15 protein-coding genes are annotated in these 26,989 nt (G+C 45.5%); 3 read left to right on the top strand and 12 right to left on the bottom strand.

Annotated elements, in window-relative coordinates; all coding sequences use genetic code 11:
• Positions 1–501 precede the first annotated feature (501 nt).
• The 8 genes from ACBR23_RS17050 to ACBR23_RS17015 all read right to left on the bottom strand — a co-directional run bounded on the left by ACBR23_RS17050 (position 502) and on the right by ACBR23_RS17015 (position 12,566).
• Complete coding sequence (locus ACBR23_RS17050; protein ID WP_371120012.1) at positions 502–1,788, bottom strand: sensor histidine kinase; 1,287 nt, start codon at positions 1,786–1,788, stop codon at positions 502–504.
• The gene (locus ACBR23_RS17045) at positions 1,785–4,016 is read right to left on the bottom strand and encodes an ATP-binding protein (protein ID WP_371120011.1); all 2,232 of its coding nucleotides are present in this window, start codon (positions 4,014–4,016) and stop codon (positions 1,785–1,787) included. The genes ACBR23_RS17050 and ACBR23_RS17045 overlap by 4 nt, the downstream gene beginning before the upstream one ends.
• Positions 4,004–4,942 (bottom strand): ABC transporter substrate-binding protein, encoded by a 939-nt coding sequence (locus tag ACBR23_RS17040; protein WP_371120018.1) that lies wholly within the window; start codon positions 4,940–4,942, stop codon positions 4,004–4,006. The genes ACBR23_RS17045 and ACBR23_RS17040 overlap by 13 nt, the downstream gene beginning before the upstream one ends.
• Positions 4,943–5,658: 716 nt before the next feature.
• Positions 5,659–6,672, bottom strand: a complete 1,014-nt coding sequence (cydB, locus tag ACBR23_RS17035) for a cytochrome d ubiquinol oxidase subunit II (protein WP_341733200.1) — start codon at positions 6,670–6,672, stop codon at positions 5,659–5,661.
• A gap of 8 nt (positions 6,673–6,680) precedes the next feature.
• Positions 6,681–8,123, bottom strand: a complete 1,443-nt coding sequence (locus ACBR23_RS17030; RefSeq protein ID WP_371120010.1) for a cytochrome ubiquinol oxidase subunit I — start codon at positions 8,121–8,123, stop codon at positions 6,681–6,683.
• A gap of 517 nt (positions 8,124–8,640) precedes the next feature.
• Complete coding sequence (locus ACBR23_RS17025; protein ID WP_371120009.1) at positions 8,641–9,033, bottom strand: hypothetical protein; 393 nt, start codon at positions 9,031–9,033, stop codon at positions 8,641–8,643.
• Between the two features lie 55 nt (positions 9,034–9,088).
• On the bottom strand, positions 9,089–10,294 hold the full coding sequence (locus tag ACBR23_RS17020; RefSeq protein ID WP_371115063.1) for a sulfite exporter TauE/SafE family protein: 1,206 nt from the start codon (positions 10,292–10,294) through the stop codon (positions 9,089–9,091).
• A gap of 70 nt (positions 10,295–10,364) precedes the next feature.
• Positions 10,365–12,566: a transglycosylase SLT domain-containing protein gene (locus tag ACBR23_RS17015; RefSeq protein ID WP_371120008.1), complete on the bottom strand. Its 2,202-nt coding sequence runs from the start codon at positions 12,564–12,566 to the stop codon at positions 10,365–10,367.
• 227 nt (positions 12,567–12,793) lie between these two features.
• On the opposite strand from ACBR23_RS17015, the gene ACBR23_RS17010 reads away from it, so the two are divergent.
• Together ACBR23_RS17010 and psb30 are read left to right on the top strand one after the other, a co-directional pair.
• A complete protein-coding gene (locus tag ACBR23_RS17010; RefSeq protein ID WP_371120017.1) occupies positions 12,794–14,266 on the top strand; it encodes a leucyl aminopeptidase in 1,473 nt (490 codons plus the stop codon).
• Positions 14,267–14,829: 563 nt separating this feature from the next.
• Positions 14,830–14,970: a photosystem II reaction center protein Ycf12/Psb30 gene (gene psb30 / locus ACBR23_RS17005; RefSeq protein ID WP_340525940.1), complete on the top strand. Its 141-nt coding sequence runs from the start codon at positions 14,830–14,832 to the stop codon at positions 14,968–14,970.
• A 112-nt stretch (positions 14,971–15,082) separates the two neighbouring features.
• On the opposite strand, the gene ACBR23_RS17000 is transcribed toward psb30, so the two are convergent.
• Entirely contained in the window at positions 15,083–17,227 is a 2,145-nt protein-coding gene (locus tag ACBR23_RS17000) for a DHH family phosphoesterase (RefSeq protein ID WP_371120007.1), read from the bottom strand.
• Between the two features lie 246 nt (positions 17,228–17,473).
• Here ACBR23_RS17000 and ACBR23_RS16995 point away from each other — a divergent pair, with 246 nt between their 5' ends.
• Positions 17,474–18,376, top strand: a complete 903-nt coding sequence (locus ACBR23_RS16995) for a bestrophin family protein (RefSeq protein ID WP_371120006.1) — start codon at positions 17,474–17,476, stop codon at positions 18,374–18,376.
• Positions 18,377–18,575: 199 nt separating this feature from the next.
• Here the strand turns inward: ACBR23_RS16995 and ACBR23_RS16990 are convergent, their stop codons facing one another.
• The 3 genes from ACBR23_RS16990 to lnt form a co-directional block, all read right to left on the bottom strand.
• Positions 18,576–24,515, bottom strand: a complete 5,940-nt coding sequence (locus ACBR23_RS16990; protein ID WP_371120005.1) for a Calx-beta domain-containing protein — start codon at positions 24,513–24,515, stop codon at positions 18,576–18,578.
• Positions 24,516–24,686: 171 nt separating this feature from the next.
• A complete protein-coding gene (locus tag ACBR23_RS16985; protein ID WP_341736711.1) occupies positions 24,687–25,613 on the bottom strand; it encodes a metal-dependent phosphohydrolase in 927 nt (308 codons plus the stop codon).
• A gap of 221 nt (positions 25,614–25,834) precedes the next feature.
• A partial coding sequence (gene lnt, locus ACBR23_RS16980; protein WP_371125665.1) for an apolipoprotein N-acyltransferase occupies positions 25,835–26,989 on the bottom strand: 1,155 nt, incomplete at its 5' end.

The following is a 26,989-nucleotide window of genomic DNA, read 5'->3' as shown; positions in this document are numbered from 1 at the left end:
TACTACGGTCATGCTTCGCCTATGCAAAATTGAAATGCACCCTACCCAGGTAAGGAGAAATATGCAATTTAAGGGGTAAATCCTATGGTAAATCCTATAGTTGCATTTGGATTATAACTGATTGGGAATGATAAATGGGCTGCCAGCGATCTAAAGTGCCGATCGCACTTGCAGCTTGTTAGGCATATATGATATCACAGTTAAATGATGATTTTCAATTAAGATAGTTGATTTGCTGGTCAAATTACTAATTCAGTATAATTGCCTAATTTGTAATGCTAATACAACCATAATCTGTGATGGTAAACCCGCATATCCACGGAGCGATCGCACAATCACGCAGATAGATATAGCCAGCCGCCACTTTTTATTTCCCCCAGGTAAAATTTAGCTGCTAATTCATTAGCTTCTAAATTTGGTGATTCAGGTAGATATATATCAAATTGCTTTAATGTTGAGATTTAAATTAGAACCTTTCCTTATATTCTATTCCATTTTATTTTATGATTTGACAGGAATGGCGATCGCAAACTCTGTACCGTGGTCAGGTACTGAATTAACAGTAAGTTTACCACCATGTTTTTCAACGATAATTTGACTGGCGATCGCCAATCCCAACCCCGTACCTTTCCCGACCCCCTTCGTAGTAAATAAATGTTCAAATATTCTTTGTTTCACTTCTTCAGTCATTCCTTTACCCCCATCCTTAATCCGAATCACTGCTTCTCGATCGCCCGATAACTCCGTAGTGATCACAATTTGCCTAGGCAGAGCTTCAATCTCCTCGTAAGTTCGCTCTTGATTGCTCTCATCGATCGCATCGATCGCATTAGCCAACAGATTCATAAACACCTGATTCAACTGCCCCGCATAGCACTCCACCAGTGGCAAATCCCCATAGTTCGCGACTACAGGAATTTCGGGACGCAACTCATTAGCCTTGAGACGATGTTGAAGAATCATTAGCGTACTGTCGATGCCATCATGAATGTTATAGGGCACAGGGCGATCGGTATCTGCACGAGAAAAAGTACGCAGACTCTGGCTAATGGCCTTAATGCGATCGCCACCCTCCTTCATCGCCTTCACCAGCTTCGGCAAATCTTGGCGCACATAGTCCAAATCAACCCTCTCTAACGCCATCAACATCTCAGGATCGGGATGGGGCAACCTCTGGCCATAGAGTTCAATGATGCCAAACAAAACCGCAAAATAATCATTTACCGCACCCACATTACCCACAATGCAGCCAATCGGATTATTGATTTCATGAGCCACCCCAGCCACCAAATTGCCTAGAGCCGACATCTTTTCGCTTTGAATAACTTGCAGATGAGAACGCTGGAGTTCCTCCAGAGCCAGACTCAGTTGGCTCGTGCGCTCCCGCACCTGCTGCTCCAGAGTTTGAGTCAGATGACGCAGTTGGAGGTGGACGCGCACGCGGGCAATAGTTTCCTGCTGCTCAAAAGGCTTAGTGATGTAATCCACCGCCCCCAGAGATAGCCCCTTCACCTTGCTAGTAGTATCAGAAAGGGCCGTCATAAAAATAATGGGAATATCAGCAGTCTTCGGATTAGCCTTCAGTCGCAGACAAACCTCAAAGCCGTCGATTCCAGGCATCTGTACATCCAGCAAGATCAGCTCCGGCGGATTTTGTGCTACTTTGCTGAGGGCATCTTCGCCATCTATGGCAATGCGGACTTGCCAGCCCACACTCCGGAGTGCTTGGGAAATTACTGCCAGATTGGTAGGATTGTCATCCACAACCAATATAAATCCGCCACTCATGATGCCGCCTCCAGATACTCTTGAATGAATGCCATTAATTTTTTAGCTTGGAAACTCTCAGCCAGTTGAATTACAGCCTCAGCAAAAAGAGCACACCCAGGCTGGGACTGAGCCAAACTATGACACTCTTCCTCGACTTTGAAAAGGTCTCCTTCTTCTATCAATTGAGCTAAATATTGTAGGATTTCGATCGCCGGTGGAACTATTGCTGGGGGACTTTCAGAGACTGTTTGATTCAAACTAGGGTTAGCAGATTCATAAATCCATTCCAGTTTTAGCAGTGCTTGCAATTTGTCTAGCAGGATTTCCGCCTGGACTGGCTTGGCCAAAAAGCTGTTACCTCCGGCGGCGATGCTTTTGTCCTGGTCTAGCTCAAACACGCTGGCGGAAGATACAATCACAGGCAAGGTTTGGTAAGCTGGATTTTGGCGCAGATGTTTGAGCATCTCAAAGCCATTAAGAATCGGCATCGCAATATCAGTGATGACTAAATCTGGGCTGTGGACAAGTTGCGCCAAGCCTTCTTTCCCGTCACAGGCTTCGATCATTGTAAAGCCGATCGGCTCCAGCAAATTCACAATCACAGCCCGATTTTCCCATCGGTCATCCACAATTAATATCTTGCGCCTTTCCCCCTGATAGGCGATGATATTTCCGTGGATATTTTTCCGAGAAGCGATCGCCCACTCTGCCGCCTCAGTTAACTCAACTTCAAACCAAAAGGTACTGCCAACACCAAGCTCGCTTTTTACTTGAAGATGACTGCCCATTAATTCGACAATTTTTTGGCTAATTGATAGTCCTAATCCCGTCCCTTCTGACTGTTTTTTACTACTACCAACTTGCTCAAAAGGCAGAAAAATTTTCTGCAAATGGTCTGTCGCCATCCCCACACCCGTATCTTGAATTACGAACCGAGCCAGAAAGCAACCCGGTGTATGAGCCGACTCAATATTCACCCTGAAAGTGACACAACCTCGATCGGTAAACTTAATAGCATTACCCAACAGATTAATCAAAACTTGACGCAACCGCTGCTCATCCGATCGCACCCCCAAGGGCAACTCACCAGGCGTGTAAATAAAATCAATACCCTTTTGTTCTGCCCGAATCCGAGAAATTTCCGCAATCCCCTCCAGAAAAGAAGGCAAATGAAAATCGCCCTGGCGAATATCCATTTTGCGAGCCTCAATTTTAGAAAGATCCAGAACATCATTAATTAGAGTCAGGAGATGAGAACCGCATTGATAAATAATGCCAACCCCCTTACTCCCTCGCTCAGTCAGAGGTTCGCTGCGGTGGAGGATTTGGGCATAGCCCAGAATGCCATTGAGGGGAGTTCGCAACTCATGACTCATATTGGCTAAGAAATCACTCTTAGCTTGGTTAGCACTATCAGCCAGCTTTTTCGCTTCAGACAAAACAACAGCCTGTTGACGAGCTTGTTCCAGTAAATCTAAATTTTGCTTAAAAATCCGATTAAACGTAGCAGCCAGGAAACCAATTTCATTACTAGAAATAGACGGCGGGAGGGCAAAGTTCCCTGTCTCCTGACTGAGGATTACCGCTTGACGCAAGCGATCAATCGGTTGCAAAACCAAGAGGCGAATCAAAACTCCCGTGAGGGCTAATATAGCCCCAATACCTGCGGTGAGGGTGAGCATTGACACCAGAAAAGTTTGCCAAATACCCCGCTCCATTTGCTCAGCATCCAGTATCACGATCGCCAACCCCCGCGTCCCACTAGCTTTAAATAACCTGCTGCTAAAAGGCAACAAACCCACCAGCACAGCCTTGTTTTGCACATTGAGGCGATCGCTAGTTTCTACCCCAGTCCTAGCAGCCTTCTCCATCACAACTGCCAACTCTGGATGAATTGCCCCATAGGGACGACTGGGGATAAACCCAGAACTATGAGCCATCACCGTGCCATTGGGACGGACGATCGCAATTTCCACCACCGCGGGCAAAGTAGCATAATTTTGAACCACCCGCTGCAAAGCACTCGTATTGTCAAGCTCAATTAACCCCTCAGTAGCAAACTGCAAACCTTGATTAATCGACGAAGCTCTCTGTTCCACTTGTTTTTCTAAATTGGTCCGAGTCAATTGATAGTTGACTGCCAGTGTAGTTAGCCCGACGGCGACAAGAGACACACCAAGACTACCAAGCAACTGCCTCTGGAGACTGCGCCGCTTGAGCGAAATTCTAGACTTCAAGGTTTCCATAGCTCAATGGCAGCCTTAAGCGGCCGATCGTTAATATCAATATCTTCCCGGATGATTTGACGATGGCGAGAATCGGCAAGCAACTGAATAATTTGTTGCTTTGCCGACTCCAAACGACCTTCAAACATCCGTTTATTCATGGCAATATCTCCTTTTTTTAGTCCTGAATAATCTTGCATAAAGGACTCTTTGGTTTGTCCTAATTGCCGAGCTACACTCTCAAAGACTTCGTTGGGTTTGGTTTCTACTGCATGAATTGTATCGAACCATGCTAGGATAAATTGGGTAAATTCTGCTTCATTTTGGGTTACCAAGCTGCTGCGAGTCGCTAAACCATCAATGACGAGACTATCTACATCTTTAGTCGTAAAAATAATTTTTCCTTTAATGGCTGTAGCTGTTTGACTTAATAGTGGTTCCCAAACGACTGCTGCATCGATTTTACCTTCCTTGAGCTGTTGAACTGCTGTGTCATTGGAAATGTCTTTGATTTCGATGTCGCTTGGTTGGAGATTCTGGGATTTCAAAGCTTCTAACAAAATCAAATGACTGACTGTCCCCAGCTTAGCTCCTACAGTTTTACCGCGCAAATCCGCCATCGATTTCACCTTTGATCCAGCGACAATTCCATCGGAACCGGAGGAAATATCTACCGCCATCAAATAAGCTGGGCGATCATTCCCCGGATCTACCTGCATGGCCTCCCACAGCGGTACAAAGCTGGCATCTAGGGACCCGCGAAGGCTGGCGCGAATGTTATCTTGCTGGTTGTTGAATCGAACTAATTCTACGTTGAGTCCGCGGTTCTTAAATATGCCTGCTTCTTTAGCATAGAGGGCGATCGCATACCCTGGCCAGTTGTTCATCCCGACTCGCAAGGATTTAAGGGAGAGGTTCTGTTTCCCGACACATCCATGTAGCAACATGGTAGATGCCAGGGTTAGGATAAATAGGCTCATGACGATTGACTGGAATTTGAGCGGGACTAATTTCATATTTTTTTGAGACCTACAACAAGTGATGAAAATCAGGATCGAATGCTATTGCTCAAGTCTTTATTTAGTGAATTTTTAAAAAAGCTACAGCACCCAGGGCTTGTCATTCACAGAAAATATTCACTTTTAAGCAATTTTTGAAAAAACTTGTGGCAGTTAAGTTACCATCGGGATTGATTTGAGATTTTTATTTTGGTCTTCCACCGTCTTATGATATCATGAGCAGAGCCATCCATACTCTTAGCAATCGCAGTATACAAAGTGCGATCGCTAAGAGTATCGATAGCTAAGAACTATTTTATCCGAGATTTTTTTCAAACAGGACTAAGGGAAAGTGTCCTATCAATTCCGGTAACAATATGAGCAGCTACTTTTAGATGTGCTCGTTTTTTAGTCTAAACTCCAGTAAGTTGTGATGGTATCAGAAAAGAATAATTTATAATTTTTAACCGCAGATACACGCAGGTATACGCAGATATATAGCAATCCTAAATCATTTGTGAATTTCTTACTCCCTCCCCTTACTAAGGGGAGGGTTGGGGTGGGGTAAAAAAACTTTACGACTCATTTAGGATTGCTATAGAGTGGCAATTATCTACTTATACCTGGTATATTTGCGTATATTTGCGGTTTTTTTTTATGAGGCTTTATTCTCCGTAGTGTCCGCCAGCAACCTTACCCCGAAACACCACATAATTGTAGATGTTGTAGAAAATCATAATCGGGATCAGAAAGCCAATAAACACAATCATAAATACCAGGGCGCTGGGTGCGGCCGCCGCTTGATAAATCGTGAGTTGCGTGGGAATTATGTACGGAAAAACAATCAATCCCAAGCCGATAAAACTCAGCAAAAAAATCAAAATTGTCCAGACAAACGGCGTGCGTTCTTCTTTCCTTTCTAGACTTCTTAGCAAGAGTCCAACTAGCAACAATCCCAGCACAGGAATTGTCGCAAAGACATAAACTAGCGGTTTCTCGAACAATCTTGCTCTGGTACTTTCATAAAAAATGGGAGTGGCGATGGTAATCAAAATGGCTCCGATTAATGTCGTCACGGCCGCAATTTTAGCGGTGCGATAGTGAGTGGTTTGCAGTTCCCCATCTGTTTTCATGATCAGATAGGTAGAACCAATCAAAACGTAACCTTGAACTAACGTTAAAGCCACTAAGATCGATCGCCAATCCAGCCAATCCCAAGTAGTACCCACAAAGTGACCTGCTTCATCCACCGCAATGCCTTCGAGCACCGCACCGAGGGCAAATCCTTGAGCTAAAGCAGCCAGAAAACTACCGGCCCCGAAGGCATAATTCCAGAATAACTTCCGATTAGAATGCTCGCGAAATTCAAAGGCTACAGCCCGAAATATCAACCCAAAAAGCATCATACAAATGGGTATGTACAAGGCAGTTAAAATCGTGCCATAAGCTAGCGGGAAAGCCCCAAATAAAGCTCCTCCCATCAAAACTAACCAAGTTTCGTTAGCATCCCAAACGTTGCCCAAACTTGTCATTAAGATGCCCCTGCGTTCATCGTCATCAGCAGTCAGAGACAAGATTCCTACTCCTAAATCAAAACCGTCTAGCATGACGTAGAGTAATAGAAATAGACCCAAAATTACGAACCAGACTTGCGGGAGAAAATGCTCCAAAGCTTGCATAAAATCTCCTATTGTTGTGCTTCTGCGGGACGTCGATCGGGAATGTGTTCTGCGGGTTCAGTTTCGATGGCTGGTTGATTGTCTAAACCAGGCACTGGCAGATTTAAATTAGGCCCTTTGCGGATAATGCGACTGCCAAAATACATGGCACAAACAAACAAAAAACTGTAAATAACTGCAAAGAAACTGAGGGAAGTTAAAACATTGCTAGCGGGGATGTTTGACACCGCGTCAGCCGTGCGAATTTGTCCGTATAAAACCCAAGGTTGTCTGCCGACACAGCGCACTATCCAACCCGATTCTACAGCTATATAACCTAGGGGCGCTGCTAATACCCAAGCGCGCATTAGCCAAGGTTGACTGCTAATATTTTCAGCGGAAAGTTTGCCTCGACTCCACTGAATTGTACTGAACAGCATCAATCCTACAAAGAAGAATCCAATGCCGGACATGATGCGGAAACAATAGTAGATTAAACCTACCATTTTGGGTCTATCTTCTGGCTGCCATTCTTTTAATCCTAGGACTGGTTCGGAGAGCTTTTCTTTGAATTCTAGAACGTATCCCAAGCCATTGGGAACTTTAATTTCCCAGTCATTTTTTTGGGCTTTTTCATTAGGAAGAGCCATTAAAGTCCAATCGGCGGAACTTCCGGCTGGGGAGGTTTCCCACTTAGCTTCGATGGCTGCTAATTTTGTGGGCTGATAGTGATAGACTTGTTCGGCGCTCAAATGTCCGATGAATATCTGTAAAGGTGCAACGGCAATGGCGGTAGCTATGGCAATCTTTAAAGATTTGGAAAAAAAGGCTTCGTTGCGCTGATTCAGAATGTACCAAGCGCTAATTCCTCCAATGACAAACAGCGAAGTTTCTAGCGTCGCAAAAAACATATGGAGAATGCTGTTTAAGGCGAAGGGGTTCATGATTGCTTGGAAGTAATCGGTGACAACAAACTTGCCGTTAACCATTTCTCCGCCGGCGGGTGTTTGCAGCCAAGAGTTAGCGACGAGAATCCAGACTGTTGATAGGTTTGCGCCGAAGGCTACCATGATTGTAGCAATGTAGTGGACGATCGGGTGAACGCGCCCCCAACCAAACAGCATAATTCCTAAAAAGCCGGCTTCTAGCATAAAAGCCATGGAAGCTTCAAAGCCTAAAATACTGCCAAAAAAGTCACCAACTGCTTCGGAAAATGGTGCCCAATTTGTGCCGAATTGAAACTCCATGGGAATGCCGGAAGCTACTCCAATGCCGAAGTTTAATACATACAGTTTAGACCAAAAACGAGCATGATGGTAATAGTCAGGATTGCGAGTTTTCAGCCACATTCCCTCAACAATTACCAGATAAATTCCCATTCCCGTAGTGAGAACTGGCCACAGCATATGAAATATAGCGGTTAGCGCAAATTGCATTCGCGATAGCGCTACGGTGTTAGATAAGATATCCATGTTTTTTTTGATCCTTTGGTCAGTTCAATAGGGATTTGTTTGCACAATTCCTGGAATTGACATTAACTACAGTGTAATGTAAGAATTTAGGATGTTTTTTGGAGTCAGCCAATTTTAAGGTTTTATACAGATTTGGGTTGTATTTTATTGGGTTTTAAAATATAGAGGTAGATGAGGGGCGGGTTTAGGAGATTGGGGATTTTAGGCAATTATGGTTGGTAAAACCCGCCCCTACAAGATTTATGTTGATTGATGCGGAGGGGCGGGTTTAGGAGATTGGGGATTTTAGGCAATTATGGTTGGTAAAACCCGCCCCCTACAAGATTTATGTTGATTGATGCGGAGGGCGGGTTTAGGAGATTGGGGATTTTAGGCAATTATGGTTGGTAAAACCCGCCCCTACAAGATTTATGTTGATTGATGCGGAGGGCGGGTTTAGGAGATTGGGGATTTTAGGCAATTATGGTTGGTAAAACCCGCCCCTACAAGATTTATGTTGATTGATGCGGAGACTATCTTACCGAACGGTGACTTTATAAGTCAGTTTAAAGGGTTTAAAATTAGCTGCTGTTTTCGCCGATCCGCTCAGTTCTAATTCGTAAATCCCTGCCTTGGGAAATACAATATCAGCTCCGGGAATCCCTTTGTAACGCTCGGCAGATACTGCTTTTAATGCCGGTTCAATCAGGGGTTTATCGCCTGGTTTATGACCTTGGGAATAAACGGCTAAGTTGCAGTTACACTGCTCTAAGGGGATAATTATACCGCCCTTGCGAGTTAGTGCAAACCACACTTTTGCGGTTGCTCCGGCGCGGGGATTGTGGTTTGGTTCTAGGTGAAAGGTGGTGGCGACATCTCCTGATACTTCGACTTCGTGGGCTAACACTGAAGTTAATTTTAAGGGGGGCATGGGACTTATTCCTGTTTCAATTAGCAATCCCAAGAAAACTAATAATCCTAAATTTTTACTTTTGTTTGACAGGCGAAACATAGAAATTATCCAGTGATAAGAGAGACCAAAATAGGCGCGATCGCACAAAAATAACTAATAGCGTAACCAGCGCTAACACGGCTGTCAACAGTTGATTGTGCAAGTTCCATTCAAAGCCGCCGAGATAGTGGGAACCGATGAGGGCTGCATGAAGGGTGCACAGCAAGAAAGCGGGTATAGTTAATAGGTGGATTTGCCGCCATAGTTTGCCTAGATAGTCTTGAAGGCGATCGCAACTTGTAACCGCCGCCGGTATCATCAACAGTAGCGCCACTATCCCAGCTATCATCCCTAACTGATGCTGAGGCAACATAAAAGATAGGGCGTCAAAATTCCATTGCAGGGTATGATCTAGCATATGAAATGTGTGGGCAAGGGCGATCGCAAACCCTCCAACACCCAAAGCTCTACGATAGCGCAAAAGTGGGGCGAAAAACTGACTAACCGGACGCGCAATCAGTGCTAGCATCAAGCATAGTAGGGATGCGTGGCCCGTAACATCAACCATTTCATCGGTTCGCAACAGAGTAATTATGCCGATCGCCATTGTCACCCAACCACCAGCGCGAAAGAGTTGACTGCGTTTGTGGGCGCTGAATCTACTAGCAAAAAACCCGACTCCCAGCATTGTTGGTAGCGTACCCATTCCAAATGCCAACATCGTTGTCGCACCCAAAATTGGGTTTCCGGTTTCTGCGGCTTTTATTTGTGCTGCATACAGGAAACCACAGGGAATGAAACCCCAAAGCAAACCCAAAGCCCATGGTATCCACCAACTTTTTTGAGTGGAAATCTTAGTCATTGCATGACTGATGCGATGGTGGGAAATTGGGTGCAATAATGGCAAATGTGGCAGTAAATCTGGTTTAATTTGTACTAATCCAAACCAAATTAGCATAGTACCAGTAAGAAGTGCGATCGCCCGTCGCCCTCCGCTACCAATCCCAGCCATTTGTCCCCCAGCAATTAATACCGAACCTACTCCACCAATGGCTGCCCCAACTAAGGCATAGGCAAAAATTCTGCCCAAATTTAAGAGTAAATTAAAGCGGAAAGAAGCTAATTTATCTTTGGGGTTAATGGACAAGGAAAATGCCACTGTCAGCGGGCCACACATTCCAGCGCAGTGTCCAAAACTGCCGATAAATCCTAAGATACTGATTAGTAGGAGCTCTAGCATGGTGAGGGAGTAGTTAGTAGTAATTAGTCATCTCTTTCTGAGACCATAAAATTTATTCCGGATTCTTCGATTAAGGCTTAGGTTTTGTTTGAGAAGCAGCATAATTATCGGCGATTAACTTGCTAACTTCAGGATTGTAAATTCGCAGATAATTCCAGTAATTTTCAAATACCGATTTCACATATCCTTTTGTTTCAGGAAACGGAATTTTCTCGGCAAAAGCATCCGGGTCACTAAAACTAAATCTCTTCAACCAATCTGCTACTGCATTAGGTCCAGCATTGTAACTAGCCACAGCTAACATTGAGTTATTCTTGTATTCGTCGTGGGTGTGACCTAAATACCATGTACCGAGTTTAATATTGTCGTCTACATTTTCCAATGAATACTTTTTGAGGTTAATTTTATCGGCAACCCAGGTTGCTGTTTCCGGCATGACTTGCATTAAACCTGTGGCTCCCACTGCGGATTTAATTTTGGGCATAAATCGGGATTCTTGCCTAATTAATGATGTCACCAAAAGTGGGTTAATTTTGCGTTCTTGAGACCATTGTACAATATTTTGTAAGTAAGGAAATGGATATAATGCTTGCCAGTAATTTGGCTGCTGTCTCAGGGCTAAATATTCCTTTTTTTCTTCTGGTTGTTCCCGGTTGCGCAAACTCCCAACCATCCACAAACCGTCTAGGTTATCTCCGACACCAATTCGCATTAAACCGTCGGTAAATTGCTCGGAAATACTGGGTTCTACTCGGTTTTTAAATTCTATTTGCCACAGTTTCCAAGCATCTCTGTCTTGACCTAATTGATAGAGTTCTTTCAAAACTGGAGAACCTGCGGTTGGTTCCAGGCGCTGAGGGGGGCGGACTACATTGGGAGATAGGTCTCGGACTGTGGTAAAGTCGCCTACAGGCCAGCCGAGAACTACAGCCGATCGCCATGCAAAGTAGGATTCGGGATAGCGTAAAATAGTGTATTCAAAAGCTGTTTTTGCGTCCTGTTCCCGACCGATTTGTTTTGCCCATTTGCCTACCCAAAATGCTGCTTCTGGTGCTAGTTCGCTTTCGGGATTGTGGGTGGTGAGTTCTCTGGCCCATTGCCAAGCTGAGTTCAGATCTCCGGCTTTGGCAAATTGCTGGGCGACAGTCCATCGCAGTTCTGCTGCTTTATCGGAATTGTTGTATTTTTTTAAGAGTAGTTTGCGGGTGTCGGAGGCAGAGGTGGCGCTGCCTAATTTGTCTAGGAGTTGGGATTTATCGAATAAAGCTTCGGCGGCATGATTCGGGAAGTTGCTAATGACTCGATCGAGCAAAACGATCGCATCTTTGGGTTCGTTCAAGCGCGAGAGCCTGATTAAGCCTAAACCGGTATCTTCGGCATCGGGAAATTGGTTGACTAATTCTTGATAGGCAATTTTCGATTCTGGTATTTTCCCATCTAGCCACAAACCGCGAGCTTGGCGGTAAAGATTTTTGGCGGTGCGGGGAGCTTTCCCGTAGGCGATCGCTCCTTTGCCGTAATCTTGTTTTTCCCAATAGCCAAAAGCTATTTCTTCCCAATCTTCCGGTTTCAAGGCGCTGCTGTTTTGCTGCACCAATTGTTCTAAAATTGTACCATAATTATTGACATAATGACCGTGTTTTGCTACTATCAGCATCAACGGTGGCTGATTGGGATTTTCTTTTAACTTAGCCAGGGCAATTTCTACGCTGCGGGGATGGGCGGGAAATTGAGTGATGGCCTGCTGCCAATATTCGGGTTTGGATTTGCCTAAAACATATAAGGCTTCCACAGCTACTGGGTCATTGGGATAATTTTTCAGCAGTGACTGCCAAGCTGTTTCGGCTTTGTCACGATCGCCACTTAATTGGTAAGCTTCTGCTCGTTTCAGGGCAATGTGAGAGGCTAAAAGTGGATATTCTTGCTCTAATTTGTCCAATAAATTTAATGCTTTGGCGGGATTTCCTTGCTGGATTAAATCCGTGGCCAGGAGGTAGCGGGCGCGGCTTTGAGAGGAGACTTGCTGTTGGGGATTTGTCGGTGCAGACTTACTGGTGGCGATCGCATCTAATTTCGTCGCCCTCTCCACCGCAGACAGGGATACCAGGCTTGTAACTTCCGATTCCGCATTGGCTATGTCCTTAGCTGGTTGAGCTTTGTGGAACGGGCCGACACCCATCAATTTGGCGAAGATCAGCAAAGAGCCGATCGCCATAACGCAAATTGAAACACCCATTAAAACAGAAAGTTGAGTTTTGCGTCGCTTTAGCATGGGATAATTTAAGAAAGTAAGGAGGTTCTAGCCTGCCTGGAAACAGATGATTGACGGCGGTGCCTGACATCAGCAAAGGGAGACTTCGCCGTATAGTACCAGAATTTATTTTGACGCGGACTGGGGAATTTGTCCGATCGCTCTATATATTTTGGAAAAATAAAAAGCGACAAACCAGGCCGGACAAAGTACAATCAAAATCTAAAATCTTAACAGCAAATCAAAACATGGAATTTCGAGTCACCGATACACCCCGCTCTGTGTGGACAGGAGATGCCCTGGCAATTGGTCTATTTGAAGACGCGGTAGAGCTCACCGGCGACTTGGCACAATTAGATGAACAGCTTACAGGCACTTTGAAAGAGCTGCTACTGGAAACAGATTTTCAGGGCAAAGCTGGTACGATTGCCATTACCCGTGTTGGGGGCAAAAGTCTGCTACGTAAAATTGCGATCGTCGGTTTAGGTTCTGCTGAAAACTTAAAATTAGATACTCTGCGACAAGCAGCAGGTATGTGTGCCAAGCTAGCGAAAAAGGAAAAATGTAAAACCCTCGCTCTTAGCTTTCCGGTGTGGCAAAATGCGCCGGATGCTACAGCTAGTGCGATCGTCGAAGGTGTAGAACTTGCCGTCCATCAAGATCACCGTTTCAAGTCGGAATCCGAAGACAAAAGCGGTGCGATCGAGCAAGTAGACTTGCTGGGTTTTGTCGGTAGCGAAAGCGCGATCGTCCGCGCCAGACAAATCACTGCCGGAGTCATTTTAGCACGGGAATTAGTCGCAGCCCCAGCCAATTTCGTGACCCCAATTACCATGGCAGAAACTGCCCAAAGTCTTGCTGCTGAATGCGGTTTAGAATTAACAATATTGGAGCAAGCAGACTGCGAAAAACTGGGTATGGGAGCATTTCTGGGCGTTGCCAAAGCATCGGACTTGCCACCAAAATTCATTCACCTGATTTATAAACCAGAAGGCAAACCGCGACGCAAAATCGCCATTGTGGGCAAAGGATTAACTTTCGATTCCGGCGGTTTGAACATCAAACCAACGGGCAGTGGCATTGAAATCATGAAAGTCGATATGGGCGGTGCGGCGGCTACTTTGGGTGCTGCCAAGGCGATCGGTCACATCAAACCCGATGTGGAAGTTCACTTTATCAGTGCCGTGACTGAAAACATGATCAGCGGCAACGCTATGCGCCCTGGAGACATCCTCACAGCTTCTAATGGCAAAACTATCGAAGTTAACAATACCGATGCAGAAGGGCGTTTAACCCTGGCTGATGCTTTGGTATTTGCTGATAAATTGGGAGTGGATGCGATCGTAGATTTAGCAACTCTCACCGGTGCCTGTGTAATTGCTTTGGGTGATGATATTGCTGGTTTGTGGAGTCCTCAAGATAGTGTGGCATCGGAAATTGTCGCTGCTTCAGAAATGGCTGGGGAAAAGTTTTGGCGAATGCCGATGGAAGAGAAGTATTTTGAGGGATTGAAAGCTTTGCACGCTGACATGAAAAACACTGGCCCTCGTGCTGGTGGCTCGATTACGGCGGCTCTATTTTTAAAGCAGTTTGTGAAGGATACTCCTTGGGCGCATTTAGATATTGCTGGCCCGGTTTGGATTGAAAAAGAAAATGGCTACAACGGCCCTGGGGCTACGGGTTTTGGAGTTCGGACTCTGGTGCATTGGGCCTTGAATTAAACGCCATGAGACAGGGCAGTGCGATCGCCTATCACCATTAACCACAGGGAAATTGCAGACACTTGATGATTCAAAAAAAAGGTAAATTTTCTATAATTAGTGGTGTATTGACGATCGCACTGTGTGGCGGCTGCGGATTATTTCTGTTCAAAAAACCCGTACAATCTATCCCATCCCTCAAGTCATATCAAATCCTCTCTTCATCGGAATAGTAAATTCGAGTTCACTGTCAACCGTCAACCGTCAACCGTCAACCGTCAACTGTCAACCGTCAACTGTCAACATCACCTGACGGTGTAACCGGAAATGATATCAGGGGCTTCCCGCTCGTCTTTTGGTCAAAACTTGGGATGGCGATCTCCGGATCTAGCCCTGGTGGCTCGATCGGGCGATACCCGTTTCGCCAGCCCCCTCCCTTTGTCTGAGGGCGGAGGATGAAGCCGATCGCTAAAAAGTTGAATTTTGTAAACTTTCTTAAAAAATAGGGCCCCTCGCCCGGTAAAATCAGAGACGGATTTTCTAATTCAACAATCTAGACTAACTAACTACAGTCAGGAGGACACATGGACTTTATAACCGATCTGTTCAGCGGTGCTGGCAGTGTCAACATCCAACTAATTGTTCAGGTCGCTTTGCTCGCAGCAGTCGTGCTTTCTGGCCCGATCGTGATTTTTCTATTGGCTGCTAGAGGCGGCGATCTCTAAGATTAGTATGATACCGGGCGATCGAGAGTTGGGAGCTTTGAGTTGTTAACCATTCAGATTTCTCAAAATTCGATCGCCAATTGCCAATTTTCCACTCCCCCTAGAGTTTACTTCAAATCCCCAAGGCATTTTTAGCAGCTTGAATCAAGCTGTAAAAGAAAGGTTTAGACAAATCGACTTCCCTAGCATTTTCCCGGCTATTACCCAACAAACCAGTGGTTTGTCCAGGCGAAACCGCTAACACCTGCCCGACGGAGTTGCGAATTCTCAACTCAGTCCGATCGCCCGATCGAGATAAACTACAAGCATAAGTGCGATCGGAAAAATCAAACTCAGCCTTCCCCGAAACCAACGGCCTAGAATCAGCCTCACCAGTAGCCAGTCGAACACCCAACAACTCTAACTGCACCGATATCTTGCCATTAAAAGAATTTTCCCGCAATCGGTAAGCAATATCAACCAACCGAGGCAAAGGAAAATATTCACCCCAACGCCAAGCAATACCCTGTAAACTTGCTGATACTTTTCCAGTTTGACTGGCAGTTAGTTTCAGATGATTTCCTTTCCCAACAATTTTCTGTTCAGTTATACAAACATTCGGTGTCCAAAACACAGGAGCCTTATTTTCAATCCCGCAAGGTTCCAGAGCATCAATTTGTCGATAAAGCTCCAAATTAATCTCAGATAAATCCGCTTGCACATCCACAGAAACCAGCGGCTTGAGATGTTCTGGCTGCAAACATTGATTAGCAAAAACCGCAAGTTGACTGCGGAATTTGGCCAGATTCTCCGCAGGCATAGAAAAACCGCCCGCTGCTTTGTGTCCACCAAATTTAGTTAATAAATCCGCACAAAAATTCAGCCCGTCAAATACATTAAACTCAGGAATTCCCCTCGCCGAACCCCGCACAATCTGAGAGGGCGCATCCGTAGGGGCGGTGCCCCCGTGCCCGCCCTCAGCGGTGCCCCCGTGCCCGCCCTCAAAAGTACCAATAAACACCGGCACACCATAACGCTCCACCAACCGAGAAGCCACAATCCCAATCACCCCGTGATGCCAACCAGGCCTTACCACAACCAAAACCCGTTCCTGCTGCAAATTCAGCGAACTTTCCTCGCACCAAGCAATAGCTTCCTCTTCAATTTCCTGGCACAACTCCTGGCGGCGCTGATTGATTTGTTCGCACTCCATCGCCCTTTGCAGAGCCAAATCGCGATCGTCCGTAGTCAACAATTCTATCACAATTTGAGGGTCAGCCAGCCTACCCACAGCATTAATCCTCGGTCCAAGTCTAAAACCAATATCTTCAGGTTTTAAGGAATTTTGAGTTGTAGGGGCGGTGCCCCCGTGCCCGCCCTTGAGTTTAAAGTTGGGAATCAAAGGAGTTTCCGCACTTCCATGCTGCACTCCAGCCACCTGAATCAAAGCCTGAATCCCCGCCAATTGCGAGTGAGGCAACAGCCGCAAACCCCGCTTCACCCAGCGACGATTCACCCCAGTCAAAGGTGCTAAATCCGCAATAGTTCCCAAAGTAAATAACTCCAGCAGCGGATTCACCAACCCGCCAACTTGCTGCAAACTCTGAGCTAAACAAATTGCCAAAACATAAGCCACACCAACCCCAGCTAAACCGCGATAAGGCGAAGATTCAGCAATTAATTTCGGATTCAGAATCGCATCCGCCGGCGGTAGTTGTGGCGGCAAATCGTGATGGTCTGTAATAATTACTTGTACGCCAAGTTCTCGCGCTCTTTTCACCGGCCCCAAAGCGGCAATTCCGTTATCTACAGTGAGAATTAGAGCGACACCTTCCGAGTGAAATTCTTCTACAATGCGATCGTTAATCCCATAACCTTCCCGCATCCGACTCGGAATCGCATAATCCACCTTCGCCCCCAGAGCCCTCAGAGCTCGCAGCAACAAAGCCGTGCTCGTCATCCCATCAGCATCATAATCCCCACAAATCGCAATCTTGCTTCCTTTGGCAATTGCTTCCCGCAACAATCTCACACTCACCGCCAAATCAGGAAACTCATCCATTGGCTGTGGCAAAACCAGAGATTCCGGCTCTACAAATCCTTGCACTTCTGTCAGTGTATCGATGCCCCGATTAATCAGTACCTGGGCTAACAGTGGCGACAAACCAATTTCTCTAGCAAACTGTTCCGCTTGCTGTGGTTGAGGCGCATAGATTTGCCACCGTTGGTTCGGCAACCGATGAAGATGGGAGGAATTAGAAGTGGGTATATCTGGCACGGAAAATTGCGTTTAAAGATACATAGCTAATATTAGCTAATTTAAGTACCGGAATTAATCAATTTTAGATTTTAAATTTTAGATTTGAAAATTGTCCTAAAGATGAGTCTTTTGGTAAAATTCAAAGACTGTTTACCTAGATGCTATACTTTCAAACTCCCCTGGGAGGTAAAAATGAAGCCTAGCAAGCATTTACACAGCCCGTACATTCCCTGATTCTTGATTTTAGCTAAAGAGGAGATTTAGATGACTGCTGAAAAACGACCATGGTTTCAAACTGCATTAAAGTTTCGTGGGTCTGTCATTCCCTCAATTTTACCTCGTGTTTTACTCTGCGCTGGTTTTGGTTTTTTTATTTCACTGCTGTACTCTCTTGGTATTCCAGTATCTTTACCAATCTTGTCTAGCGTTGTGCCCAGCATTGTCCTCGGTTTATTATTAGTCTTTCGGACAAATACGGCTTACGATCGCTTTTGGGAAGGTAGGAGAATTTGGGGAACTTTAATCATTGCTGTTCGGAATTTGGCGCGTCAAATATGGGTATCTATTAGCGACAATAAGCCGGAGGATTTCCTTGAGAAAAAGTCAGCTATACGGTTATTAATTGCTTTTGCAATCGCACTGAAGTTGCACCTACGCCAAGAGAAAATTAACTCAGAAATAGAGCCGTTTGTATTGCCATATCAGTATGAAGTTCTCAAACAAATGAACAATCCCCCACTCGAAATTGGTTTTTGGATTGCAGATTACTTGACCCAACAGCACGATAAAAATAACCTTGATGTCTATCGGTTGACTGCGATGAATCAGTTAGTCAATAACATGATTGAGGCCTTGAGTGGTTGCGAGCGAATTTTGAGAACCCCTATGCCTCTAGCTTACGCGATTCATCTAAAACAGCTATTGTTACTTTATTCCTTAGCACTGCCATTTCAAATGGTGAAAGATTTGGGTTGGGGAACGGCCCCAGTAGTAGCTTTAATTAGTTTTACTTTGTTCGGAATCGAAGAAATCGGCATTGAAATCGAAAATCCTTTTGGTCACGATACTAATGATTTGCCCTTGGATAATATTTGTGCTACCATTCAGCGCAATATCGAAGATTTAATTTCTTTGTCTCCTAGTGTTCACAATCATGTGGAAAAGTAGTAGTCAGAGCAATCAATTAAGATAAAAACTTCGGAGTTATATCGTTTCCGGCTGCATCGGAATGATTTAACCGCAGAGAACACAGAGGACACAGAGGGAGAGAATAGAGATCTGAATCATTCAGATGCTACCGGATTTGATATTACTTATCGGTAAAGTACGCACTGCGTACCTTACCGATAGATAGGATCTGATCTGCTTAAATCAGTCGGAAATCGTTAAGTCCAATTTGTGAAGCATTCACTCCGGTTAAAGAGACGATCGCAATACCATTCACTTTAATCAGAGTGCTGTTATTACTCTGGCTAATTTCCAATTGGTTGAAACTCAAGCCACTAGACAATCCTAGCACATCTTCTCCTTTCACAAAGTCGGAAATAATATCCAATCCCAGATTATTGCCGATCGCAAACGTGTCATTGCCCAAACCGCCAATTAAGCTGTCGTTGCCTAAACCTCCAAACAAGATATCGTTGCCTTCGCAACCGAGAAGCGTATCGTTACCTTGGTCTCCATAAATCGAATCATTGCCCTTACCGCCGTCAATTAAATCATTGCCTTGACCGCCATAAACTAGGTCATTTCCGGCATCGCCAGACAAAGTATCGTCCCCAACTTCTCCGAAGAGAGTATCATTGCCTTCGCTACCTAGCATTAAATCCTCACCGTTTCCGCCGAATAAAGTATCGTTTCCTTTACCGCCATCGATAAAATCGTTACCTTCATTACCCAAGATTAAGTCATCATCTTCTTGCCCGTTAAGTGAATCGTTTCCTTGATTTCCGAAAATAACATCTTTACCAAAACCGCCAAGAATGATGTCGTTTCCTTTGCCACCCAACAGGATATCGTCTCCCTTGTAGCCGTTAATGAAATCGTTGCCTTCGTTGCCGTTTAAAATGTCGGCGCTGTTGCCACCAATTAGGTTGTCGTTACCTGCTTTGGCATCGAATATATTGGGGCTGTTGCTGCCAAAATAACCGTCATTTTTGGGAGTACCGATCGGGATGCCGGAATTGCCGTTGATGATATTATCGACTGGATTTGGTCGATCGAGGTTTGGTCGTTCAATGCGATCGCCAATGCAGGTTAGATCGGGTGTGGGCGTACCAGTAGGCGTTGGTGTGGGAGTAGGCGCTGGTGTGGGAGTGGGCGCTGGTGTGGGAGTGGGTGTCGTATCTACGATCGTCAAAATCGCCGTTTTCTGATTGCCCAAACTAGCATTATTTGTGGCATTTGTCAAGCTGAGATTTACAGTTTCATTACCTTCTACTAAGGTGTCGTTAGTAATGGGAATAGTGAAAGTTTTGCTAGTTTCACCAGAAAGAAAGTTTAACGTACCCGATGTAGCAGTGTAGTCACTTCCGGCGGTGGCGCTACCGTCAGCAGTGCCGTAACTGACAGAGGCGGAGACATTGCTGCCACCTGTACGATTAACCGTAATTGTTTGGGTTGTGCCATTTTCATTAACGCTGTAAGTGCCACTGCTGAAATTAAAGGTTCCCGGCGCTGATATATCGTTATCGGCGATCGCCACGGAAGCAGTTTCAGTACCAGCAGCCCCCAAATTGTAAGCAGCCGCACCGACTAAAGTCAGCTTCACAGCCTCGCTACCTTCCACAAGGCTGTCATCAATGGGAGTAATAGTAACATCCGCAAAAGATTGACCTGCCGGAATGATAATGCTACCCGTTAAATTTGGTGTGTAATCATTGCTGGTGGCAAAACCCGTACCGCTAGCAGTTGTATAATTGACTGTCAGCGGGAGTGCGGTACTGCCCGATCGCGTAATGCGGAAAATACCAGGATTTGCACCAGATTCGGCTGCTGCTGCGTCTGTCGCAGTAATAGTGACAGTAGGCAAGGCAATGTTAAACCGGGCGACACTCGGATCGTGATCGCTGTCTTGATCGGCAAATTCTGAGTTGATGTGAACAACATCAAATCCGGCCAAGTTTTTAGCTAAGTTATTGCTAGCTAAAATGTGGTCTAGAACCTGCGCGTTGCCTTGGAAATTATAGGTGTACTGCTCATTTATCGGCAGAGTTTCGATTAAGTTTTGCAGCACAGGTGTACCGCTACCCCCTGGTATTCCCCGGACAACATTCAGCGGTTCTGAAAACTGAAAATCGTTCAAATCTCCAGCCACAATTACATTCGCATTGGCATCTACTGCCAAAATGCTATCCACAAAATTGTTGACAATTTGTGCTTGTTGGAGGCGCTGAGTTTCTGAACTGAGAACAGGTGGTTGACTGGGGCCGAAAAGCGGTTGGTCGCCTCCTTTGGAGTTGAAGTGATTGGCAATTACAAACACTTGCTGGCCGTTGAATACAAATTCACCGACTAAAGGCTTGCGGCTGGTATTAAATGCTGCATTTGTCGGGTCAATTCTGCCTGGACTTGCTGACAGTACGGGCGCGCCGCTAACCGTGTTAACTGTGGTTGCGGTTGTGGAAGTGCCGCCAGGGCGATCGACAAAAGTAACGCGGCTGGGATTAAACAAAAATCCGACACGAATATTGCCGCCCGGTTCGCCACCGTCTTGGTTGTTTACAGGGTTAATTTGCCTGAATTCATAAGTCGGACCACCCGCTGTTTTAATTGCGGAAATTAAGGTGTTGTAAGTTGTATCCGCAGCAACTACACCGTCATTTGTCGCGCCGTTGTTGTCTTGAATTTCCTCTACATTGATAATGTCAGGACTTTTGAGATTGGTGACAATGCGGCTGGCGATGGCTGGGAATTTGGCAGTATCGCTGGGGTCTAAATTCTCGACGTTGAAAGTAGCAACTGTTAGCTGGCTGGCATTTCCAGTTAGGTTTGTAACTTCCTTAGTCAGTCCGCCAGATGTAACGCTGGCTTGAGGAATTTGAGTGGTATTTAAAAGCTCGTAATTGCTGAAACTGTAACCGATAACGCCCGTAACTGTGCTTAATTTGTCGGCGACGTTGGTAACAGGTGACAAGCTGCCATTGGTGGGAGGATTCAGCAGAGTATCGTCAATTTGAATCCGTTCGGGATTAAAATCAGTCGCAGAAACGGCAATTCCGCCGCGATTAGTTCTGCCCGTAGCATTTGCGCCGTTATCTGGCAAAACGTAGAATTCGCCAAACTCGTTTGTGGGGCCGACAACTACGGGATTGTTGACTTGTACTAGCATTGATTCTAAACTTTCGTAGAAGTCGATGCCTTCTGTTGTCGGGTCGAAATCACCACCAGTTTCTACATTGCCGGCAGTAGTGAAATCGTTTTGAATGAAGGTTGTAGGTTGAATGCGGCCGCCGGTACCGATGATAGTTGGAGTAATTGTACCGATAGATGCGATCGCCCCTACAGCAGCCCCAGCAACCGTAGCATTAATTTGGGTAGTAGTAAGATTGGTGGCGTTGTTAGCAGGGCGGAATTCGTCTACTCGACCAGTTACTTGTACCGATTGTCCGACAGTAGGATTGGGTATTGTTGAACTTCCTAGGAACACAAAAATCGCTTCCGATGTAGAATTCGGATTAGGCCCGGTGTCGGGAGTCGGGTCTTGCATATAAAAACCGCGCCCGCTACCAGTCCCAATTAAGGCTGTGACTACACCGGGAACATTGCTAACAGTTTGAGTGGCTAAAGATGATGTATGACTTGCGCCTTGAATGTTGCGGATGCGAACCGGAGAACTACCTAAAGTTACCGTATCGCTGCGGAACTTTTGGAAGTTGTCCTGGGGCAATTCTTTTGAGATAATGTTGTCGCCGTACCACACATTGTCGCCGTTATCAACTAATAGCTGAATTTGACTGCTATCGGTTAAGTTACTCGGCACTTCTACGATTGATTCAAAACTGCCACCTGCATTCAAAGCAGTCAAGTTTGCCGATCGCACTTGAGGCGCATCAGCAGCATTTCCAGTCCAAGTATACAACCGGAAATCTTTCGGGGCAGTACCCGTAGCGCTGTCGGCTGGGCCTGCGACAATTAGGTATTGGTTGTTAGCATTGCGATCGATACTGCGAATTCCCCGGCCACCCAAATCTAATTGAATTGGAGCACCAATTGTAGCGCTAGCAGCCTTTCCCGTTACTAAGTCTGTGAAGTTGGTAATCGGTGCGATCAAAGCTTTAGTGCGATCGCTTGCTGGAACTTGCGGAGCCCGGAATGCCACATAGCCAGTAGTGTTGTCAGGTGCAAACGTCAAACCTTCGATATTGAAACCGTCTAAGGTAGTAGCTTCTGGGATTTTGCCCGCAGCCGCACTAGCAGTAAAATTGAAACCGTTAGTATCTCCCCACGCGATCAAATCGCCTTTCAGGTTGTCGTATCTGCCAGCAAAAGTCAGATTGGTTGTCGCACCGCTACCGGAGATATCGGTAGCAAACAAGCGGTTGCGATTCGGCCGCGAGTTGCCACTGCTAGCGTTGCTTTCGGAACCCATCCAGTAAATGCGGTTGCCGAGTCGGGTAGAAGCTTCGATGTCCACTTCTCTGGGAAGGCCGCCGGAGATATCCGTCAAACCAAGAGAGTTGGTAAAGTCAAAGCTTTTGACTGGTAAACCGGAATTGGCCCGATCGTACAAACGAAGGGCTTGGTCTTCGTCGTCGCCAACTAGCATATAGTTAGAGTCGATCGCGATCGCCGTACTCGCATCGCTTGTTCCAGTCAGAAAACGGCTAATTGTCGGAGTGACAGAAGCAGCCGAAGCCGCGTATTTCAGAACAGTAGATGTTGTGTTTATACCGTCACTTACAGTTACAGTCACGTCAGCATAGCCGACACCCACAGGATTAATTTTCAGATTGCGACTTGCGCCAGTTCCGCTAATAGCTAAATTGGCATTGGGAACCACAGCAGTGTTGCTGCTGGTTGCGGTTAATGTCAGGTTGGCAACAGCAGTTTCGGCATCAGCTAGAGTAAAGTTAACGCCGAAATTCTTAGCCGGATCTGTGGGGTCGTTGATGACGCCAGACAAGCTAGGAACTGTTAAAAATGTAGAAGCTGCACTCGGTGCGATCGTCGGCGGAGTGTTAGCAGTCGCTGTCACAGTTGTAGTGACGGCGGTAGTCGAGGAATTGTTGGTTTCGTTGCTTTCGGCGATCGTACCAGGTGCCGGATCTGCAACTGCGGCCCCAACAGGGCTGGTGACAGTGCCCGCAGTAGTACGAGTCACATTAACAGTTAGAGGAATGCTACTGCCAGCCGCGATCGTACCGCCAGTAAAAGTTACAACTCCCGCCGCTTGAGTCGCAGTAAAACCCGTACCCAAGGCCGAATTGTAAGTCACCCCCGCAGGTAAAGTGAAATTGGCGCGAACGACCGTCGCAGCAGCAGTACCGCTGTTGGCCAATGTCAGCGTGTAGTTGAAGGGAGTGTTAACAGTTGCTGTAGCAGGGGCACTGCTGGTGATGGTTAAGTCGGGTAAAGGAGTGGTTGTGGCGATCGTAACTCCTGTAGCAATATTTGCCAGTGCAGTAGGATTGCTCACAATAGTACCTGTGCGCGCAGTCGTCCAAGTACCCGTACTGGCATTGTAAGTTCCAGTTAATTTAGTATACGCCCCGCCGCTACCAGTATCGGGAAAAAGAGTTGTATTAGTTCCATCCCCAAAAGTTCCTTGGGCGTTGTTGTAGATATCATTTGTTGGCAATACATAACCGCCACTCGCCGGATTTGCCGTCCCTACACCCGTGCCAAAAAATACAGCATCAATCGGAACAGTTGTGTTAGTTATACTGGCAACCGGAAAATCAAAAATTGCAATCCCGTCAGCATTAGGGCCTCCATTGCCAAAAACACCGGTAGTGTTAAAAGTTCCAAAACCATCACCCGCAGTTGTACCAGTGTTGATAGTTTTCAGCCAATTTGCCCCAGAAATATCTGTAGTGGCGACACCGTTAATTAGTTTGCCAGAACCACCTACATAAGCAACTTGTCCAGCAGCAAGACTGCCAGAATTAAGACTGAAACCGTAAGTCAAAGCAGCCCCGCTAACCCATCCGTTGGCGAGTGCAGTTCCATTATTTGCCCACACCACGGTGTAGGGAGTCGCTGCAAAGTCGATCGCCTCTGTAGCAATTACCTGCAAATACTCGTAAGGGCTATCTGTACCGGCTGGATTTGCCATGTAGCCCGAAATAATTAACTTGGTGGCCATAGCACTTTTTCCCAATTTGCGATCGTTGTTCACTCCCAAAGACAGATACTACGATGCTAACGTTAAGGAATAGTAACTGTTTATTTAAGTAACAATTAATAACTACAAAACCAAAAAACTGCATACCCACACGACTTACGCAACTGGCATATAGTGTTCCTTAGTTTTATCTCAAATTATCTCATTGCTATAATGTTTATTTAACCAACTTGACAAACTCTTAAAAATATTAGTCTTGCTACCACTATAAAGACAATCTAGCTCTTTTTCTACAGTAGTGCGGTTGCCATACAAATTATCCAGAATGGCACAACCAGAGGGAGACATCTCCAAATAGCGAATACTATCTTTCAGATAAAGAGATACAACGTGCCAGTAAAACCGAGGATAACCAGCCCTTAAATCTTGATAATTTGAGTATCCCAATAACTTATTACTACCTACTTCTTCAAACTCGGAAAATAAAGCAGGTAACTTAAACAGATAAGATGGATCGGATAACTGACCAATTAAATCAGCCCCGCGAGTCAAACCCGGAAAATCAAGTGTGTCTTGGTGTAAGTGGTCTTTAGGAACAGGAAAACGAGTTAATTCAATATTTAATTGAATAATATCTAAATTAATCAACTCATACTTACTAAAATTTTCAATTACAAACAACTTACCACGATCCACATGATATGGTGTTAAACTAGCACCCGTAGCTGTCGGAGAAATGTTAATACTATCACCATCAACCCCTGTCACGAAAATATGTTCTGCCATGCAATCCTGGCTGCAAATTCCCTTCAGGTAGCCAATATCATGGCAAAGTAAAGACACAATGAAATTCAGCCAATCATGGGCAGAAACCTGTTCTTTGCAAAGGAGTTTGCCAGAGAGAATTTCCTGACCAACTAAAACCACTTGAACAGTGTGTTCTAGATTGTGATAGGGCGCATCGCAATTCGCGATCGCCTCTAGAATCTGTGGACCTATCAAACTAAATAAATCGAGATATTCCCGCTGTTCTTCTCCGTAAATATACTGATACTCAGTCGTGAGATATTTAATACAGTGGTGAATCAACTTAGATTGAGCTTGAGGAATGGCAGTCATACTCTCAATCGACAAGACGAAGGTTTTTTTAATGATAACTCATGGTCTATTTATAGCAAGTATTGAAACTGGATTTATCGCAGACAACTAAACTTTTAAACAAAATTTAAACAAACATTAACTATAGCAATCCTAAATCAATAGATGTATTTACTTTTACAAATCCCTAAAATTAGCGCATAAACCAAGAAATAAATCTTTGAAAACAGCTTTAAAATAATTTAGACGATTCGGTACCAAACTACGGCCAATCCAGCCAAAACCAACAGTAAAGGTGTCAGCCGATCGCCCCACCGTACATACAAAGTCTGAGTTTGCTTGCGATAAATAGTAGCATCTTGGACTTCATAAGTATTAATTCCCGACATCCACAGCGTCTCACCGTGAGGATTCACAAAAGCAGAATAACCCGTATTAGTTGCGATCGCCGCCCATCGATCCGTCTCAATTGCCCGCATCACATCAAGAGCATGGTGCTGAGCCAACATCGGCGGTTTATAATGAGCATTATTGGAAGCTGTTAGCATAAATTCACCCCCATTCGCCGCCTGATATCGAAAAATTTCTGAAAACGCTGAATCGTAACAAATACCGACAATTGCGCGGCCAAAAGGTGTATCAAACAATTGTTTGGAATTTCCCGGTACTAAATGCGCGTCTAAAGGAGAAAGCCGATTAATCATCCCCCCTAAAATTTCATAAAAAGGGATATATTCGCCTAAAGGTACGAGCTTAGTTTTATCATAGCGACTGAGAATTTCTCCGGTTTTGTCGATCGCCAATAAGCTATTAGTCATACCATCCCCTTCCTGTCCAAAGCCTCCCACCAAAGCCAGAACACCGCGATCGAGAATTGCTTGATAAAAAGACAGAGTAGAACGCTGATAGTCATTTGTCCAGAAAAAAGGCAAAGCCGTCTCTGGAATTAGCACAACATCCACGCCTCTATCTGCTAACTGTTTGTATCCCGCCGTGTAACCTTCCAAGGCCCGACGCCAGCCCTGGGAGTCAAACTTAATCTCGTTCGGAATATTACCTTGAATAATTCCTATTTTTAACGCCATTCCCGGCTCTTCAATTAAGGGGCGATTATATAAACTCCACCCCACAATATGCAAAATTAAACACAAAATTCCCGGTAACAAATAAGTAATCCAATTCTTCCTTCTTCCTTCCCCCATCCCCCCTAGGGGGGGGTAGGGGGTGGTTTCTTCTTGTTTCCCCCCTAGGGGGGGGTAGGGGGGGGTTTCTTCTTGTTTCCCCCCTAGGGGGGGGTAGGGGGTGGTTTCTTCTTCCATCCCCCCTAGGGGGGGGTAGGGGGGGGTTCTTCCTTGGGGGTAGGGGGTGGTTTCTTCTTCCATCCCCCCTAGGGGGGG

This window comes from Microcoleus sp. (assembly GCF_041354475.1).
GTDB lineage: Bacteria > Cyanobacteriota > Cyanobacteriia > Cyanobacteriales > Microcoleaceae > Microcoleus.
Note: the sequence above shows the minus strand (reverse complement) of the source record. Positions and strands in the feature narration are given on the sequence as shown.

Bases quoted from the DNA above. Each gene is read 5' to 3' on its own strand.
- ACBR23_RS17040 (WP_371120018.1), bottom strand. From the start codon at position 4,942: ATGTTGCTACATGGATGTGTCGGGAAACAGAACCTCTCCCTTAAATCC.
- ACBR23_RS17050 (WP_371120012.1), bottom strand. From the start codon at position 1,788: ATGAGTGGCGGATTTATATTGGTTGTGGATGACAATCCTACCAATCTG.
- ACBR23_RS16990 (WP_371120005.1), bottom strand. From the start codon at position 24,515: ATGGCCACCAAGTTAATTATTTCGGGCTACATGGCAAATCCAGCCGGT.
- ACBR23_RS17045 (WP_371120011.1), bottom strand. From the start codon at position 4,016: ATGGAAACCTTGAAGTCTAGAATTTCGCTCAAGCGGCGCAGTCTCCAG.
- ACBR23_RS17030 (WP_371120010.1), bottom strand. From the start codon at position 8,123: ATGGATATCTTATCTAACACCGTAGCGCTATCGCGAATGCAATTTGCG.
- ACBR23_RS17010 (WP_371120017.1), top strand. From the start codon at position 12,794: ATGGAATTTCGAGTCACCGATACACCCCGCTCTGTGTGGACAGGAGAT.
- cydB (WP_341733200.1), bottom strand. From the start codon at position 6,672: ATGCAAGCTTTGGAGCATTTTCTCCCGCAAGTCTGGTTCGTAATTTTG.
- ACBR23_RS17020 (WP_371115063.1), bottom strand. From the start codon at position 10,294: ATGCTAGAGCTCCTACTAATCAGTATCTTAGGATTTATCGGCAGTTTT.
- ACBR23_RS16995 (WP_371120006.1), top strand. From the start codon at position 17,474: ATGACTGCTGAAAAACGACCATGGTTTCAAACTGCATTAAAGTTTCGT.
- psb30 (WP_340525940.1), top strand. From the start codon at position 14,830: ATGGACTTTATAACCGATCTGTTCAGCGGTGCTGGCAGTGTCAACATC.
- ACBR23_RS16985 (WP_341736711.1), bottom strand. From the start codon at position 25,613: ATGACTGCCATTCCTCAAGCTCAATCTAAGTTGATTCACCACTGTATT.
- ACBR23_RS17025 (WP_371120009.1), bottom strand. From the start codon at position 9,033: ATGCCCCCCTTAAAATTAACTTCAGTGTTAGCCCACGAAGTCGAAGTA.
- ACBR23_RS17015 (WP_371120008.1), bottom strand. From the start codon at position 12,566: ATGCTAAAGCGACGCAAAACTCAACTTTCTGTTTTAATGGGTGTTTCA.